The 15,805-nt window shown below is 73.3% G+C and carries 11 protein-coding genes, 1 pseudogene and 1 riboswitch; of the genes and pseudogenes, 7 read left to right on the top strand and 5 right to left on the bottom strand.

Features of this window, described 5'->3' with window-relative positions; all coding sequences use genetic code 11:
* The first annotated feature begins 338 nt into the window (after positions 1-338).
* From C7C46_RS30585 to C7C46_RS30555, 7 genes and pseudogenes are all read left to right on the top strand, one after another.
* On the top strand, positions 339-1,004 hold the full coding sequence (locus tag C7C46_RS30585; RefSeq protein WP_110673227.1) for a sigma-70 family RNA polymerase sigma factor: 666 nt from the start codon (positions 339-341) through the stop codon (positions 1,002-1,004).
* Positions 1,001-1,354: a mycothiol system anti-sigma-R factor gene (gene rsrA / locus C7C46_RS30580; RefSeq protein ID WP_245985208.1), complete on the top strand. Its 354-nt coding sequence runs from the start codon at positions 1,001-1,003 to the stop codon at positions 1,352-1,354. Before C7C46_RS30585 ends, rsrA begins: the two co-directional genes overlap by 4 nt.
* Positions 1,355-1,691: 337 nt before the next feature.
* Positions 1,692-3,080: an HD-GYP domain-containing protein gene (locus C7C46_RS30575; RefSeq protein ID WP_245985206.1), complete on the top strand. Its 1,389-nt coding sequence runs from the start codon at positions 1,692-1,694 to the stop codon at positions 3,078-3,080.
* Positions 3,077-4,549: an HD-GYP domain-containing protein gene (locus C7C46_RS30570; RefSeq protein WP_110673182.1), complete on the top strand. Its 1,473-nt coding sequence runs from the start codon at positions 3,077-3,079 to the stop codon at positions 4,547-4,549. Before C7C46_RS30575 ends, C7C46_RS30570 begins: the two co-directional genes overlap by 4 nt.
* A 159-nt stretch (positions 4,550-4,708) precedes the next feature.
* Positions 4,709-5,698 (top strand): hypothetical protein, encoded by a 990-nt coding sequence (locus C7C46_RS30565; RefSeq protein ID WP_110673181.1) that lies wholly within the window; start codon positions 4,709-4,711, stop codon positions 5,696-5,698.
* 142 nt (positions 5,699-5,840) lie between these two features.
* Positions 5,841-6,377 (top strand): annotated as a pseudogene (gene def / locus C7C46_RS30560) (peptide deformylase); the annotation flags it as partial.
* A gap of 208 nt (positions 6,378-6,585) precedes the next feature.
* A complete protein-coding gene (locus tag C7C46_RS30555) occupies positions 6,586-8,568 on the top strand; it encodes a glycoside hydrolase domain-containing protein (RefSeq protein ID WP_110673179.1) in 1,983 nt (660 codons plus the stop codon).
* 93 nt (positions 8,569-8,661) lie between these two features.
* Here the strand turns inward: C7C46_RS30555 and C7C46_RS30550 are convergent, their stop codons facing one another.
* The 5 genes from C7C46_RS30550 to C7C46_RS30530 all read right to left on the bottom strand — a co-directional run bounded on the left by C7C46_RS30550 (position 8,662) and on the right by C7C46_RS30530 (position 15,762).
* Positions 8,662-9,618, bottom strand: coding sequence for a ribonucleotide-diphosphate reductase subunit beta (locus tag C7C46_RS30550; protein WP_245985214.1), 957 nt, complete (start codon positions 9,616-9,618; stop codon positions 8,662-8,664).
* A 65-nt stretch (positions 9,619-9,683) separates the two neighbouring features.
* Positions 9,684-12,089, bottom strand: coding sequence for a ribonucleoside-diphosphate reductase subunit alpha (locus C7C46_RS30545; protein WP_110673178.1), 2,406 nt, complete (start codon positions 12,087-12,089; stop codon positions 9,684-9,686).
* A gap of 153 nt (positions 12,090-12,242) precedes the next feature.
* Positions 12,243-12,373: riboswitch (cobalamin riboswitch) on the bottom strand.
* 134 nt (positions 12,374-12,507) lie between these two features.
* Entirely contained in the window at positions 12,508-12,999 is a 492-nt protein-coding gene (locus C7C46_RS30540; RefSeq protein WP_110673177.1) for a GNAT family N-acetyltransferase, read from the bottom strand.
* A 112-nt stretch (positions 13,000-13,111) separates the two neighbouring features.
* Positions 13,112-14,815: a ricin-type beta-trefoil lectin domain protein gene (locus C7C46_RS30535; protein WP_110673176.1), complete on the bottom strand. Its 1,704-nt coding sequence runs from the start codon at positions 14,813-14,815 to the stop codon at positions 13,112-13,114.
* 194 nt (positions 14,816-15,009) lie between these two features.
* On the bottom strand, positions 15,010-15,762 hold the full coding sequence (locus C7C46_RS30530) for a histidine phosphatase family protein (protein WP_110673175.1): 753 nt from the start codon (positions 15,760-15,762) through the stop codon (positions 15,010-15,012).
* Between the last annotated feature and the right edge of the window lie 43 nt (positions 15,763-15,805).

Here is a 15,805-nt window from a genome sequence, read left to right as displayed (position 1 = left end):
TGATCCGTGCTGGGCCGGGAATGCGCCGGGCAGCGGCCGGGTTAACCCTTGCGTCAGCTAGTGCTCCAGGCGGAAAGGCAGCGCACATGGGTTCGATCGCGTGCCCCGAGCGGCCGGAGGAGCGGAGCGCGGAGAGCGCCTTCGTCCCGTGGTCCGAGTGGATAGTCGCGGGCGGGAAGTCCGACGGCCCGATATCCTCCCTTCCGGGCGGGCTCGCGGTGAGCCGTGCCCGCAACAGTGAGGAGGTGGGTCCGGTCGCTGCGACCGAGGACGAGCCGCACACGAACCCGGACGGGGACGAGGCGCCGGTCGGCGCCGAGCTCGCGGGCGATGCGCCGCTGACCGGTGAGGAGCTGGCCGAGGCGATCGGCGAGGACACCTTCCGAGTCTCCGCGGAGGAGACCGAGGAGGCGCGCCGGTCCCGCTTCGAGCGCGACGCCCTCGGCTACCTGGACCCGATGTACTCGGCCGCGCTGCGGATGACCCGCAACCCGGCCGATGCCGAGGACCTGCTGCAGGAGGCCTTCGCCAAGGCCTACGCCTCCTTCCACCAGTTCCGCGAGGGCACCAACCTGAAGGCCTGGCTGTACCGCATCCTGACCAACACCTTCATCAACTCGTACCGCAAGAAGCAGCGGGAGCCGCAGCGCACCGCCGCCGAGGAGATCGAGGACTGGCAGCTGGCCCGCGCCGAGTCGCACATGTCGACCGGCCTGCGCTCGGCCGAGACCCAGGCCCTCGACCACCTGCCGGACAGTGACGTGAAGGACGCCCTTCAGGCGATCCCCGAGGAGTTCCGCATCGCGGTCTACCTCGCGGATGTCGAGGGCTTTGCATACAAGGAGATCGCCGACATCATGGGGACCCCCATCGGTACGGTGATGTCCCGGCTGCACCGAGGCCGCCGCCAGTTGCGGGGCATGCTGGAGGACTACGCCCGGGAGCGCGGGCTGGTTCCGGCCGGCAGCGGGGCTGGGCGCGAGGCGAAAGGCACCGGCTCATGAGCTGCGGAGACCCGCACGCCACCGACTGCGGCGAGGTGCTCGACCACCTCTACGAGTTCCTCGACAACGAGATGCCGGAGGGGGACTGCGCCAAGCTCCGCCAGCACCTCGACGAGTGCTCGCCCTGCCTGGAGAAGTACGGTCTGGAGCAGGCGATCAAGGCGCTGATCAAGCGCTCCTGCGGGTGTGACGACACTCCGTCGGACCTGCGCAGCAAGGTGCTCGCCCGGATCGACAGCATCCGGGCCGGCCAGCGCAGTGCCGAGCCGGTGGTCCAGGTGGATCCGACCGGTGCGCACGACGGCTCCGGGCTGCTGACCGCCGGTCCGGTGGTCTCGCCCGCCGAGTAGCCCACCAGAGCAGGGCAGCTTCGAAGTACGGCACCGCCACCGGGGCCCGGGAGTTCGCTCCCGGGCCCCGGTGGCGTTCGCGCCGACGGAAGCATGACGCGCCGTCAGTTCGCCGAAGTCACTCGATCGGGTGAGTGTGTGCCGGGTGTGGCCGGGTATCGCGCGATGGCGGCTTCCGGCGCGGGAGTTGAGCCCTATCCTCCTCTGACGAGCCCGGTGAGGTGGGGAGGCTGAGATCGCTGTCGATCGCGGGGGCCAGGCGCTCCCTGAACGGACGGCCCCTGAACGGGCGGTCGTCGCACGCCTGTCCGCCCCGGCCCGCGGCTACGTCCTGCTGGTGCTGCTGGCCGCCGGCTGCTGCCTGCTGCCGGGCCGGTGGAACTGGACCGGGCCGGTCGACTGGCCCCGGGTGGCGCTGCTCGCCTTCCTGCACGCCTGCTGGGAGTCGGTCGCCCAGGGCGTGCCCAGCCCCTGCCTGCGCGCGGTGCGCCGGGCCCGGTCCCGGCTGGGCGGCCCGCCGCGGGCGGCGGCCGGGCCGGCCGGGGTGATCCGGCCCAGCGCCAACACCTTCCTGCCGGTGCTCTACGCCGGGGTCCTGATGCTGCCGCCGGGCGCCGCCGCGCTGGTCGCGCTGCCCGCCGTGCTGACCGGCGGCGTGCCGGGCGGCCCGCCGCTGCTGCGCCGGGCGTGGAACGCGGCCCAGTTCGCCCTCGCCGCCTGGACGGCCGCGGTGCTGTTCGGCCTGTTACACGGGCCGCGACTGCTGCTGGGCGCCCGCTACCCGGCGGCGCTCGCCCCGGCGCTGGCCGCCGTACTGGCGTTCTGCCTGGTCAACGGGGTGCTGGTGGCCGGGGTGCGGGTGCTGGCCGAGCACACTCCGCTGCCCGAGCTGGCCCGTGGCGCGCGCAGCGTGCTCGGCCTGCCGGCCCTGGTGCACGCGCTCGGCGGGCTGATGATGGCGGTGCTCTGGCAGGGTCCGTACGGCGCCTTCGCCGCGGTGCTGGCGCTGTTGCCGCTGTCCATCTCGGCCTGGGTCTTCGCCCAGGGGCACCGGGAGCGGGCCGCGCACCGGGCCACCGTGGAGGCGCTGGTGCAGGCGGTGGAGATCAAGGACTCCTACACCCGCGGTCACAGCGAACGGGTTGGCCGGGCCTCGGTGCTGATCGCCGGTCAGCTCGGCATGACCGGCGAGCGGCTGCGCACCCTGCACTTCGCCGGCACCCTGCACGACGTGGGCAAGCTCGGGGTGGCCACCGAACTGTTGCGCAGAAACGGTCCCCTCTCCGAGGCCGAGCGGCGGGCGGTCGAGGTGCACCCCGAGTACGGGCACGAGCTGGTGCGCGGCATCGACTTCCTCGGCGAGGCGCACGCCGGCATCCTGCACCACCACGAGCGGCTGGACGGCCGCGGCTACCCGCACGGCCTGGCCGGCGACCGGATCCCGGAGTTCGCCCGGATCATCGCGGTGGCCGACGCCTTCGACTCGATGACCTCCACCCGCTCCTACCGGCGCGGGCGCCCGGTCCCCGAGGCGGTGACCGAGTTGCGCCGGTGCGCGGGCAGCCAGTTCGACCCGGTGATGGTGGAGGCGCTGGTCGCCGCGGTGGGCCGGCACGGCTGGCAGCCGGTGCTGCCGCCGGCCGAGGGCGAGGACGCCGCGGTGCCCGACATCCCGCTCGGGGTGCCGGAGCCGCCGCCCCGGCTGACCACCGGGGGTGCCAGGTGAGGGCCGGTCCGGCCGGTGCGGGCGGCGCGCTGAGCGGGCGCTCGGTGGTGCGGGCCGGCGCGCTGCTGCTGGTGGCCGCCGCGCTGACCGCGACGGCCGCCCGCGGCGTGACGGAGCCGCTGGTCGCGGTCAGCTTCGCGGCGCTGGTCACGGTGGGCGAGGCGGTACGGATCCGGCGCCCCGGCGGGCGCGAGCAGGCACCGCTGGGTGCCGCCGCCGGACTCGCCTACGCGCTGCTCGGTCCGCTGCGCGGGCTGCCCACCCAGCACGGGGCGCTGCAGGTGGTGGCCGTGGTCGGGGCGGGGCTGCTGATGGGGGCGGTGGTGCGGGCCGCGGCCCTGGCCCTGGCCGGCCGGCTGCGGGGGCCGGCGGCGGACCGGCAGGCCTCGGTGCCGCGCCCGCGGCGCACCCCGGTGGGCGGGCATCCGCACCGGGGTGCGCCGATGCCGCGGGCCCGGCGCGGACCCCCGGTGCGCGGTCAGCGCGGCCACCGGCGCCGGGCCGACCGGGTGGCGCGGGCCCGCTCCTTCGACGGGGACGGCGCGGCCCGCCGACTGCTGGTGGTCGGGTTCGCCGCGCTGCTCTTCCAACCGCTCTACACCAGCGGTGCGCTGGACCGGGTGCCGCTGGCCGGCCCGGCCTACGGGGTCTTCCTGGTGCTGGTGGCCGCGCTGGCCGGGCTGTGCGACGCGGTGCTGGCGGCCAGTCAGCACCAGGGCGGCGGGCGGTTCGGCCCGGCGCTGGAGGAGGAGCTGCGCGCGCTGCCGGGGATCGGGTCGGCGATCGCGGCCACCGGGATGCTGGTGAGCCTGGCGGCAGGCGAGGTGGGGCTGTGGGCGCTGCCGGTCTTCTGCCTGCCGCTGCTGCTGGCCCAGACCTCGTTCCGGCGGGCCGCCGCGGTGCGGGCCACCTACGGGCAGACCATCGCCACCCTGGCCCGGGCCACCGAGGTGGCCGGCTACACGGCACCCGGGCACGCCCGCCGGGTGGCGGACACGGCCTGCGCCGTCGGCCGCGAGCTGGGCCTGGGCGCGCACGAGCTGGCTCTGCTGGAGTACGCGGCCCTCATGCACGACATCGGTCAGCTCTCGCTGGTCGAGCCGGTGGCGGCGGGGGCCACCGCCACCCTGCCGGAGCAGGAGCAGCAGCGGATCGCCCGGCTGGGCAGCGAGGTGATCCGCTGCACCGGGGTGCCCGAGCCGGTGGCCGAGCAGGTGGCCCGGTCGGCGGATCCGCTGCTCGGCCCGGACGGCCGCACCGACCGCACGCTGCCGCTGGCGGCCCGGATCATCCGGGTGGCCAACGCGCACGAGGACCTGTGCGGGGCGGCGGACGGTTCGGCGGGCGCGCTGGCGGTGCTGCGGGCGCACTGCGGGCGCAGTTTCGACCCGGTGGTGGTGGCCGCGCTGGAGCGGGTCCGGGCCCAGGGGCGCGGGCCCTGCACGGTGGCCAGGGCCGAGGGCGGATGAACCCCTGTGCGGTGAGCGCGCCCGGGTGCGGCCGTGGTTGGATGCGGTCATAGCGTGGAACACCCGAACCGGGGCTCCGGGCTCCCGGCTCGGCACCGGGGAGGCGGACCGGCTCCCAGCAGGATTCAGCGGAACCGAGCGGACAGGCGGCAGGGCAACGTGAAGATCTTCCACCGGGCACGGCACCGGCCGTCCGCCACCTGGCGGCAGACGACCGACCGGGCCTTCACGCTGATCGGCGACGGGCGGTACGAGGACGCCGGCGCACTGCTGGTGATGGCCGCCGACCTGGAACCCTGGCTCTCCGACTCCTGGTTCAACCTGGCGCTGCTGCACAAGTTCCGCCGGGACTGGGAGCAGGCCCGGGTGGCCGGCCTGCGCGCGGTGGCCCTGCTCGACCGCGACCAGGGCGCCCCCGACTGGTGGAACCTGGGCATCACCGCGACCGCCCTGCAGGACTGGCCGCTGGCCCGCCGGTCCTGGCAGGCCTACGGCCTCAAGCTGCCCGGCGGAGCGGGTGCGGTGGCGGACGGCCCGGTCCGCCTGGAGCTGGGCACCACCCCGGTGCGGCTCTCCCCGGAGGGCGAGTCCGAGGTGGTCTGGGGCCGCCGGCTGGACCCGGCCCGGGTCGAGGTGCTCTCCATCCCGTTGCCCTCCTCCGGCCGCCGCTGGGGCGAGGTGGTGCTGCACGACGGCGCCCCGCACGGCGAGCGGGTGGCCGCCGGCACCGCCTACCCGGTCTTCGACGAGATCGAGCTGTGGGCGCCCTCGCCGGTGCCGACCTACGTGGTGCTGCTGCAGGCCGCCGCGGAGGCGGACCGGGACGCGCTGGAGCGGCTGGTGGCCGAGGCCGGCTACGCGGCCGAGGACTGGACCTCCTCGGTCCGGCTGCTCTGCCGGGCCTGCTCGGAGAGCCGGATGGTGACCGACGACGGCCGTACCGTGCACCACGACCCGCACGACGACGGGGACGCCGCGCACCCCGGCCACCTGAGCCACCTCAGCCAGGGCGCGGCCGGCACCGCCTGGCAGACCGAGCGCGAGTGCGGCATCGCCGCCCCGGCGGGCCTGGTCCGCCTGCTGCTGGACCGCTGGGTGGCCGCTGCGCCGACCACCCGTGCCTACCGGGACGTGGAGGAGGTCTGCTGACCTCTTAGGCTTGGAGGGTTAGCCAAGACCGGCGCAGACCAGGAGCGGACAGATGGCCGAGCAGCACGACGAGCACACCCACGAGCACCAGGAGCCGGCCGAGCCGGTCCAGGTGATCGGTGAGGAGCCCGACCTCAGCAAGGGCACTGCCCGGCCGATCACCGTGGTGGGCAACCCGGTGCTGCACCGCGAGTGCAAGACCGTCACCGAGTTCGACGGCGAGCTGTCCGCGCTGATCGACGACATGTTCGTCTCGATGTACGCGGCCGAGGGCGTGGGCCTGGCGGCCAACCAGATCGGCGTGGACGCCAAGGTGTTCGTGTACGACTGCCCGGACGACCAGAACGTGCGGCACATCGGCCACGTGGTCAACCCGGTGGTCGAGGAGCTGCCGGTGGACCGGCGCACCCTGGACGACGGCAACGAGGGCTGCCTCTCGGTGCCCGGTGCCTACGCCGAACTGCCGCGCCCGGACTTCGCCGTGGTGACCGGCCAGGACAAGGACGGCAACCCGGTCCGGGTCGAGGGCACCGGCTTCTTCGCCCGCTGCCTGCAGCACGAGACCGACCACCTCAACGGCTACCTGTACATCGACCGGCTCTCCAAGCGGGACCGCAAGGACGCGCTGCGCCAGATGAACGAGGGCACCCCGCGCTACGCCACCGTGCCGAACGACTGACGAAGCGTCGGCCACCCCGTCGCGACCCGACCGCGGCCCCGCCTCCGGGCGGGGCCGCGGTGTCGTGCGTGCCGCCGAAGCCGCGCTGTCAGGCGTGCTTATTATCGTTCGCATTGCGTGTGATTGATCATCACATGCTCGCGAACGAAGGGGCGAATCCCACCTCATGCCACAACGCTCGGCGGGCAGTGCCGCTGCCCTCCTCCTTTTGACCGCCGGCCTGTCCAGCCTGGCCGTGCCGCAGGCGCTGGCGGCCGACAGCAGCCGCGCCGTCGACTACCGCGGCTACCACCTCCAGGTGCCGGCCGACTGGCAGGTCGTCGACCTGGCCCAGAACCCGCGCAGCTGCGTGCGCTTCGACCAGCACACCGTCTACCTCGGCACCCCGGGCGCGGACCAGGACTGCCCGGCGCACCTGGCGGGCGGGCGGACCGACGCGCTGCTGATCGAGCCGACCCCCGCGGCGGTCCCCGGCCGCCCGGCGGCCCCGGTGGTCGAGGCCGGTGCCGCCGTCCCCGCCGCGGTGGTCGAGGCCGGCCGCAGCAGCCGCGAGATCCGGGTCCAACTGCGCGGCACCGGGCTGCAGCTGACGGCCAGTTACGGCGCCGGTGAGCAGGTCGTCAACACCCTGCTGGCCGGTGCCACGGTGACCCGGCCGGCCGGCGCCGCCCAGTCCGGCGCGCAGAGCGGCGCCCCGGCACCCGCGCCGCGCGCGCAGGCCGCGGCCGCCCCGGCGGCGGCCACCTCCGGCACCCCGCTCACCGTGGACATCGGCAAGGGCTTCGACGCCTGCACCGCGCCCTCGGACACGCTGATGAACACCTGGAAGGCCAACTCGCCCTACCAGTCGGTGGGCATCTACATCGGCGGCCCGGCCCAGGCCTGCGGCGCCGGCAACCTGGACGCGGGCTGGGTGAGCCGCCAGGCCCAGGCCGGCTGGTCCTTCCTGCCGATCTACGTCGGGCACCAGGCCAACACCAAGTTCGCGCTGCAGATCTCCACCGACCTGCCGACCGCGCAGCAGCAGGGCCAGAGCGACGCGGGCGACGCGATCACCAAGCTCACCGCGCTGGGCTTCCCGGCCGGTTCCACGATCTACAACGACCTGGAGAACTACGACTCCTCGACCTCCGGCGCCCGGTCGCTGTCCTACCTGAACGGCTGGACCAGCGCACTGAAGCAGGCCGGCTACCGCTCCGGCGTCTACTCCGGCCCGTACAGCGGGCTGGCGGACCTGTCGGCGCACTACAACGACAGCTCCTTCGCCCGCCCGGACGTGGTCTGGGCGGCCGCCTGGAACTCCAACCAGAACACCTCGGACGCCGGGATGGGCGTGCCCGCGGGCTACTGGCCGGGTGCCAACCGGGTGCACCAGTACCTCAACGGCGACCAGACCTGGGGCGGCGTCAAGCTCAACATCGACGCCGACGCGGTCAGCGTCGCCACCCAGGCCGGCGGCAACGCGATGGGCGTGGGCGACCAGCTGACGGGCGGTCAGAGTCTGACCACCAGCACGGCGCCGGTCACCCTGACCATGCAGACCGGCGGTGACCTGGTGGCGACCCTGAAGACCGGCGGCGGTGCGCAGACCCTGTGGCACTCCAACACCGGGGGCAACCCGGGCGCCTACGCGGTGATGCAGCGCGACGGCAACCTGGTGGTCTACCGCACCGACGGCGCCGCGCTCTGGGCCTCCTTCACCGACGGCAACCCCGGTGCCACGCTGACCGTCCAGGAGGACGGCAACGTGGTGGTCTACCGGCCGGGCGGCGGCCCGGGCACCGGTGGCGCGGTCTGGGCGAGCGGCAGTTACGCGATGCCGGCCACCGTCAGCGGCGGCCAGGGGCTGACGGCCGGCCGCTGGGTGGACGCGAAGCAGACCCGGCTGGCCATGCAGGCCGACGGCAACCTGGTGCTCTACCGCAAGAGCGACGGGGCGGCGATCTGGTCCGCCAACACGTTCAACAACCCCGGCGCCTACCTGAGCATGCAGACCGACGGCAACCTGGTGCTCTACCGCTCGGGCGGCAGCGCGACCAGCAACTGGGCGCTGTGGACCCCCAACACCTGGGGCAACCCCGGTGCCTACTTCCTGGTGCAGGACGACGGGAACCTGGTGGTCTACCGGGCCGGCGGCGGTCCCGCCGCCGGCGGTGCGCTGTGGGCCAGCGGCACCGTGCAGGCCGGCTGACCCGGCCGGTACGGGTGAGGGCCCGTCGGGCACCGGGGTTCCGGTGCCCGACGGGCCATCGTCGTGCGTGGTGTGGCGACCAGTGACCAGGCCCTAGAACTCGTCGTCGAAGGAGACCGAACCCTCGACCGCCACCTGGTACGCGGAGACCCGGCGCTCGAAGAAGTTGGTCAGCTCCTGGACGTTCTGCAGCTCCATGAAGCCGAACGGGTTGGTCGAGCCGTACCGGACCGGCAGGCCCAGGCGGGCCAGCCGCTGGTCGGCGACGGCCTCCAGGTACTGGCGCATCGACTCGGTGTTCATCCCGGCCAGGCCGTCGCCGCACAGGTCGCGGGCGAACTGGAGCTCGGCCTCGACGGCCTCCTCCAGCATCTCGGTGACCTGCTGGGCCATCTTCTCGTCGAAGAGGTCCGGCTCCTCCTCGCGCACGGTGTCCACCACCGACATCGCGAAGTCCATGTGCATGGACTCGTCGCGGAACACCCAGTTGGTGCCGGTGGCCAGGCCGTGCAGCAGGCCGCGGCTGCGGAACCAGTACACGTAGGCGAAGGCGCCGTAGAAGAACAGGCCCTCCACACAGGCCGCGAAGCAGATCAGGTTGAGCAGGAAGGCCCGGCGGTCGTCCTTGCTCTGCAGCGACTCGAGGTGGTCGACCGCGTTCATGTACTTGAAGCAGAACTGCGCCTTCTGCGCGATGGAGGGGATGTTCTCCACCGCCGCGAAGGCCGCCGTGCGGTCGTCCGGATCGGGCAGGTAGGTGTCCAGCAGGGTCAGGTAGAACTGGACGTGCACCGCCTCCTCGAACAGCTGCCGGGAGAGGTAGAGCCGGGCCTCGGGGGAGTTGATGTGCTTGTAGAGGCTCAGCACCACGTTGTTGGCGACGATCGAGTCCCCGGTGGCGAAGAAGGCGACCAGACGGCCGATCAGATGGCGCTCGCCCTCGGTCAGCTTGGCCAGGTCGGCGACGTCGGAGTGCAGGTCCACCTCCTCCACGGTCCAGGTGTTCTTGATCGCGTCGCGGTACCGGTCGTAGAACGACGGGTAGCGCATCGGACGCAGGGTCAGCTCGAAGCCGGGGTCGAGCAGCAGCTTGCGCTGGTCGCCGGCAGGGGTGCTCACTGGCAGGCCTCGCAGGACTCGGGGTTCTCCAGGGAGCAGGCGATGGCGTCCTGCTCGGCCTGGGTCGTGGTGGGGGTGGGCAGCGGCGCAGCCGTGCGGGCGGCGCCGGGGGCGGCCTGGGCGATCCGGGTGGCCGGACGCGAGCGCAGGTAGTAGGTGGTCTTCAGACCGACCTTCCACGCGTAGGCGTACATCGAGCTGAGCTTGCCGATGGTCGGCGCCGCCATGAACAGGTTCAGCGACTGGCTCTGGTCGATGTACGGCTGGCGGGCCGCGGCCAGGTCGATCAGCGCGCGCTGCGGCAGCTCCCAGGCGGTGCGGTACAGCGAGCGCACCTCGGCCGGCAGCCAGCCCAGCTCCTGCACGCTGCCGTTGGCCTCGCGCAGCGCGTCGCGAGTCTGCTGGTCCCAGACGCCCAGCTCCTTGAGCTCCTTCACCAGGTAGGGGTTGACCTGGAGGAACTCGCCGGACAGGGTCTCGCGCTTGAACAGGTTGGAGACCTGCGGCTCGATGCACTCGTAGACGCCGGCGATCGAGGCGATGGTGGCGGTCGGGGCGATCGCCAGCAGCAGCGAGTTGCGCAGGCCGGTGCGGGCCACGGTGGCGCGCAGCGCGTCCCAGCGCTCCTGCCACTGCGGGGTGGTGCCGAAGTGGTCGATGTGCAGCTGCCCCTGGGCCGCCCGGGTCTCGGCGTAGGCCGGGTGCTGCCCGAACTGCTCGGCCAGCTCGCTGGAGCGCTCGTAGGCGGTCAGCATGATCCGCTCGGCGATCAGCGTGGACAGCTCCTTGGCCTCGGCGGAGTCGAAGTCCAGCCGCAGCCTGAAGAAGACGTCCTGCAGGCCCATCACGCCCAGGCCCACCGGCCGCCAGCGCGAGTTGGAGGTGCCGGCCTCGGTGGTCGGGTAGAAGTTGATGTCCACCACGCGGTCCAGGAAGGTCACCGCGGTGCGCACGGTGGCGTCCAGCCGCTCCCAGTCCATCGCGTTCAGCAGGTCCGCCGCGGTGGCGCCGTCGGCCAGGTGGGCGCCGAGGTTGACCGAGCCGAGGTTGCAGACCGCGGTCTCGGAGTCGTCGGTGACCTCCAGGATCTCGGTGCACAGGTTGGAGGAGTGCACCGTGCGGCCCGGCAGCGCGGTCTGGTTGGCGGCCCGGTTGGCGGCGTCCTTGAAGGTCATCCAGCCGTTGCCGGTCTGCGCCAGGGTGCGCATCATCCGGGCGTACAGGGTCTGGGCGGGGATGGTGCGCACCGCCTTGCCGGCCTGCTCGGCCTTCAGGTACGCCTCGTCGAAGTCGGCGCCCCACAGGTCGACCAGCTCGGGCACGTCGGCCGGGGAGAAGAGCGACCAGTCGGCGTTGGCGTTGACCCGGCGCATGAACTCGTCCGGGATCCAGTGCGCCAGGTTGAGGTTGTGGGTCCGGCGGGCCTCCTCGCCGGTGTTGTCCCGCAGCTCCAGGAACTCCTCGATGTCCGCGTGCCAGGTCTCCAGGTAGACGCAGGCCGCGCCCTTGCGCCGGCCGCCCTGGTTGACCGCGGCGACCGAGGAGTCGAGGGTGCGCAGGAACGGCACGATGCCGTTGGACTGGCCGTTGGTGCCGCGGATCAGGCTGCCGCGCGAGCGGATCCGCGAGTAGGACAGGCCGATGCCGCCGGCGTGCTTGGACAGCCGGGCGATCTGGGCGTAGCGCTCGTAGATCGAGTCCAGGTTGTCCAGCGGCGAGTCCAGCAGGTAGCAGCTGGACATCTGCGGGTGCCGGGTGCCGGAGTTGAACAGGGTGGGCGAGCTGGTCAGGTACTCGAGCCGACTCATCAGGCGGTAGAGCTCGGCCACCTCGGCCACCGACTGCTCGCTGTCGCCGACCGCCAGGCCGCAGGCCACCCGGAGCAGGAAGTGCTGCGGGGTCTCGACCACCTGACGGGTGATCGGGTGGCGCAGCAGGTAGCGGGACTGCACGGTGCGCAGGCCGAAGTACTCGAAGCGGTCGTCACCGGCCGGGTCGATCAGCGCGTTCAGCACGGCGGCGTGCTTGGCCACGAAGTCGGCGGTGGTGTCGCCGATCAGGCCCTCGGCGTGGCCGACGGCGACCGAGTCGGCGAAGCTGACCACACCCTGGGTGGCGGCCTCGTCGAGGATCTCGCGGGCGAGCAGCCGGGCGGCCAGCTTCGAGTACTGCGGGTCCTCGGCGATCATCGAAGCGGCGGCGTCCACGGCCAGCCCGCGCAGCTCGGCGAAGTCCGAACCAGCGTGGCGGCCGCGCAGCGCGGCGGCGGCGACGTGGCCGGGGTCCACCTGCGGAAGGTCGGTGCTGCAATCAGTGAGCAGCCGGAGCAGCGCCGTACCGGGGTCGGTGGGGGCAACTGCGGATCCCTGGGACGGCAGGGCGACTGAGGCAGCGACGGTCAAGGCGCACTCTCTCCTGTGGCGGCGGCGGACGGTGTCCGGCCAAGCGCGCGGCAGGGGAAAACGGCACGCCGGATCGTTCCGCCGCGCGTCGTCACCCTGACCCACCCGCGGGGCCGGACGGTGCTGGTGCTGTGAAGGCCTCTGCGGGGAGGCCCGGATGGCACACCGTCGGCAGGTACTCGGACTCGCGGAGCCGGCCGGGGCCGGTAGCGCTCACCGCTGCGGGGCAGTCCCGGACTTGCACCGGGTTCCCCTGCGTCGACAGCGAGAGTGAGCATACATGTAGTGGCGGCTGCCCGACGAAGGCCCAGATGTAGTGTTCACGGCGTGTCGGATCCGTCGCGCTGTGGTGCTGGCCGCTTCGCGGAACCGGCCTGATTGCGGGTCAGCCGGGACCGTGCCGCTGTCCCGGCAGGCCTCAGAAGGCCATTGCGTACACCCACAGGTCGATGCCCTCGCGCGGGCACCAGTCGCGCTCCGGGGCCCGGGCGAAGCCGACCCGCTCGTAGATCCGGTGCGCGGCCTTCATGCCGGGGCGGGTGGAGAAGGCCAGGCCCGCCAGGCCCAGCTCGCGGCACCGGTCCACCGCCGCGCGCACCAGCGCCTCGCCCACGCCGAGTCCCCGGGCGGCGCCGGCGGCGGCCAGCATCCGGATCTCGCCCTCGTCCGAGCGGGCGATGTCGGCCCACTCGCCGCCGCCCACCGCCAGCGTCACGGTCCCGAGCACCCGGCCCGCCGCGTCGACGGCGACCAGCAGCTCCGCCTCGGCGGCCCGGCGCCGGGCGTCGCGCAGCAGCGTCACGTACTGCGCGTCGGGCGGGGTGTGGCCGTCCCCGACGAACGCCTCCACGGTCACCTCACCGGCGGCGGTCAGGTCGGTGTCGAGCGCGCGGCGAATGACGAAGTCCATCGGACAAGTGTGCCAATCCGCGGGCCGGTGCCGTCGCCGGGGGCCGGGACGCCGCGAGCCGGCCGCGGGCGCCGGGGCGCCCGCGGCCGGCCGGCGGTGCGGTCCTTCACGGTCAGCCGGGCAGCGACCAGGCCTGGTTGGACTGGTGGCTGCCACAGGTCCAGATGTCCAGCCGGGTGGCGTCGGCGGTGCCGCCGCCGTAGACGTCCAGGCACAGGGCGGAGGCGGTGTTGGCCAGGGTGCCGTCGCCGCGGTAGCTCCACTGCTGGGTGGTGGCGCCGGTGCAGCCGGACAGCACGGCCCAGGAGCCGGCCGCGGTGCCCGAGGCGGTCAGGCACTTGCCCAGGGTGCGCACGGTCCCGTCACCGGGCAGCGACCAGCGCTGGTTGGCGTTGCCGGTGCAGGTGTAGAGGATCACCGGGTTGCCGTCGGTGGTGGCGCTGCCGGAGTCGTCCGCGCACTTGGCCCCGTTGCCGGTCAGCTGGCCGGTCGGCACCGCGGCCGCGCAGCCGTTCGGGGTGAGCCGCCACACCGCGGTGCCGTGCGCCGGGACGGTCGCGGTCAGCGCGCTGGAGACGGTCGAACCCGCCCCGGTCCACAGGTTCTTGGCGGTCACTGTGCAGTTCGCCAGGCCCGCGTCGGCCAGCGGGACGGAGAGTGCGGCGGCGCTCGCCGAGCGGTTGAGCACGGCCACCGCACGGTCGCCGTTCGCCAGCGGGCGCACCAGCACGTCGGTGCTGGCGTTGGACGAGGCCACCGAGGCCTGGCGGCCCAGGCTGTCCTGGTCCAGCGCGATCAGGTCGGTGTTGCCGAGCGCGGCCAGGCCCGCGGGGGTCAGCTGGGCGACGTTCGAGGAGAGGATCATCGGGGCCGCCATCATCGACCAGAGCGCCACCTGGCTGCGTGACTCCTCGTCGCTCAGGCCGCCGTCGCCGGCGATCAGGAAGTCGGGGTCGTTCCAGTTGCCGGGCTTGGCGTAGCGCCCGATCCACCGGTTGTAGCCGTAGTTGGACAGCACGGAGCTCCACCGGGAGGTGTTCGGCCTGCTCGCGTCGAAGGTGGCGATGTCGTAGCCCTCACGCCAGAGCTGGCCGTCCTGGCCGACCCAGCCCAGCACCGAGAACCAGCTGGGGCTGCCCCACTCGCCGCTCTGGAAGTACGCGGGCGCGGACTCGGAGAAGGTGATCGCCCGGCCGCTGCCGGCCAGCGCGGCGGCCTGGGCGTCGTAGGCCTGGCGGTAGGCGGCCTCCTGGGACTGGCCGGCGGCGACGTACACGTTGCAGCCGTCCAGCTTCAGGTAGTCCACGCCCCAGGCGGCGAACGAGGCGGCGTCCTGGACGAAGTGGTCGGCCCCGCCGCCCTGCGGCCGCCCGCTGCCGGGGTAGCCGCCGCAGGTGCTGGAGCCGGCGTCCTCGTAGATGCCGAACTTCAGGCCCTTGCCGTGCAGGTAGGCGCCCAACCAGGCCATCCCGTGCGGGAACTTGACCGGGTCGGCGACCAGGTTGCCGGCGCTGTCGCGACTGCCCGCCATCCAGCAGTCGTCCACCGTCACGGTGGTGTAGCCCTTGGCCGCCAGTCCGCTGCTGACCAGCGCGTCGGCGTTGCCGGTGATGGTCTGCTCGGTGATCCCGCACTGGTAGTGCGCCCAGTCGTTCCATCCCATCGGGGGAGTGGCGGCGAGGAGCGGTGCGGCGGCGGGAGTTGACGGTGCGGCAGGTGGTGCGGCCGCGGTGGCGGCGGGGGAGTTGGCCAGCGGCAGGGCGAGCAGCGCGGAGGCGGTCAGCAGGGCGTGGAGGGTGCGGCGGACCGGGGGCACGGGAGGCTCCTTCCGAGGAGGTGCACGGGTGCTGAGGTGCACCTAGTGGACCGGCCATGCTCATTCCAGTCAATAGAACCGACAGAATGAACAGAAACGCGCATAAGTCCGTGCGCACAGCAGAGCGGCCGCCCGCCGGAGCATCCGGCGGACGGCCGCGAAGGAGGTTCTCCTGCCCGGGCTCTGACTGGCCGTCAGTTGGTTGCAGGCAGGTGCCCGGTCCCGTTCCACTGCTCGGCGCACAGCCGTCCGTCCACCGAACGCCAGATGCTCGCCGAGCAGTTGGCCACCACGTCCAGCTCCAGCAGCTCCGCCTCGCTGAGCCGGTCCAGCACGTACCGCAGCATCAGCAGTACGTTGTCGTGCGCCACCAGCAGCACCGGGTGCCCGGCCTCCTCGGCGCACAGGTCGCGCAGGCAGTCCCGCACCCGCAGCGCCACGTCCGCCCAGCTCTCGCCGCCGGGCGGACGGTAGTAGAGCTCGCCCATCCGCCGCCGCCGGGCCGCCTCCTCGGGGTGGTGCTTCTCGATGGCCGCCGCGGTGAGCATCTCCAGCACGCCCAGCTCCCGGTCGCGCAGCCGCTCGTCGTAGCGCACCGGCAGGCCCACCGGCACCGAGCCGAGCCCGGCCGCCTGGGCCAGCGCGATCCGCGCCGTCTCCGCCGCCCGCACGTACGGCGAGCACCAGAGCGATCTCGGCCGGTCGCCGGTCGGCAGCTCGGCCCACCAGCGCCCGAAGGCCTGGGCCTGGGCCTGCCCGTGCATGGAGAGCGGGATGTCGGCGTCCCGGCAGCTGATCGGCACCGTCAGCGCCCCGTTGGCCTCGGCCAGCTGGAACTCGACGTTCGCGGTGCTCTGGCCGTGCCGGGTGGCGATCAGGACCGAGGGCAGCTCGGGCGCGGTTTCCCGGCGCGGCTGTCCGTTCAGGATGGTGCTCGGCTCTGGCATGCCCGCTCCCCGTTGGCTCGGTATCACCGCTGGTCGGTGCGTG

The sequence above is a fragment of the Streptomyces tateyamensis genome (assembly GCF_003205575.1).
Classification (GTDB): domain Bacteria; phylum Actinomycetota; class Actinomycetes; order Streptomycetales; family Streptomycetaceae; genus Kitasatospora; species Kitasatospora tateyamensis.
Note: the sequence above shows the minus strand (reverse complement) of the source record. Positions and strands in the feature narration are given on the sequence as shown.

Coding starts and splice junctions, on each gene's coding strand:
- rsrA (WP_245985208.1), top strand. CDS start 1,001: ATGAGCTGCGGAGACCCGCACGCCACCGACTGCGGCGAGGTGCTCGAC.
- C7C46_RS30540 (WP_110673177.1), bottom strand. CDS start 12,999: ATGGACTTCGTCATTCGCCGCGCGCTCGACACCGACCTGACCGCCGCC.
- C7C46_RS30550 (WP_245985214.1), bottom strand. CDS start 9,618: ATGCGCTACCCGTCGTTCTACGACCGGTACCGCGACGCGATCAAGAAC.
- C7C46_RS30530 (WP_110673175.1), bottom strand. CDS start 15,762: ATGCCAGAGCCGAGCACCATCCTGAACGGACAGCCGCGCCGGGAAACC.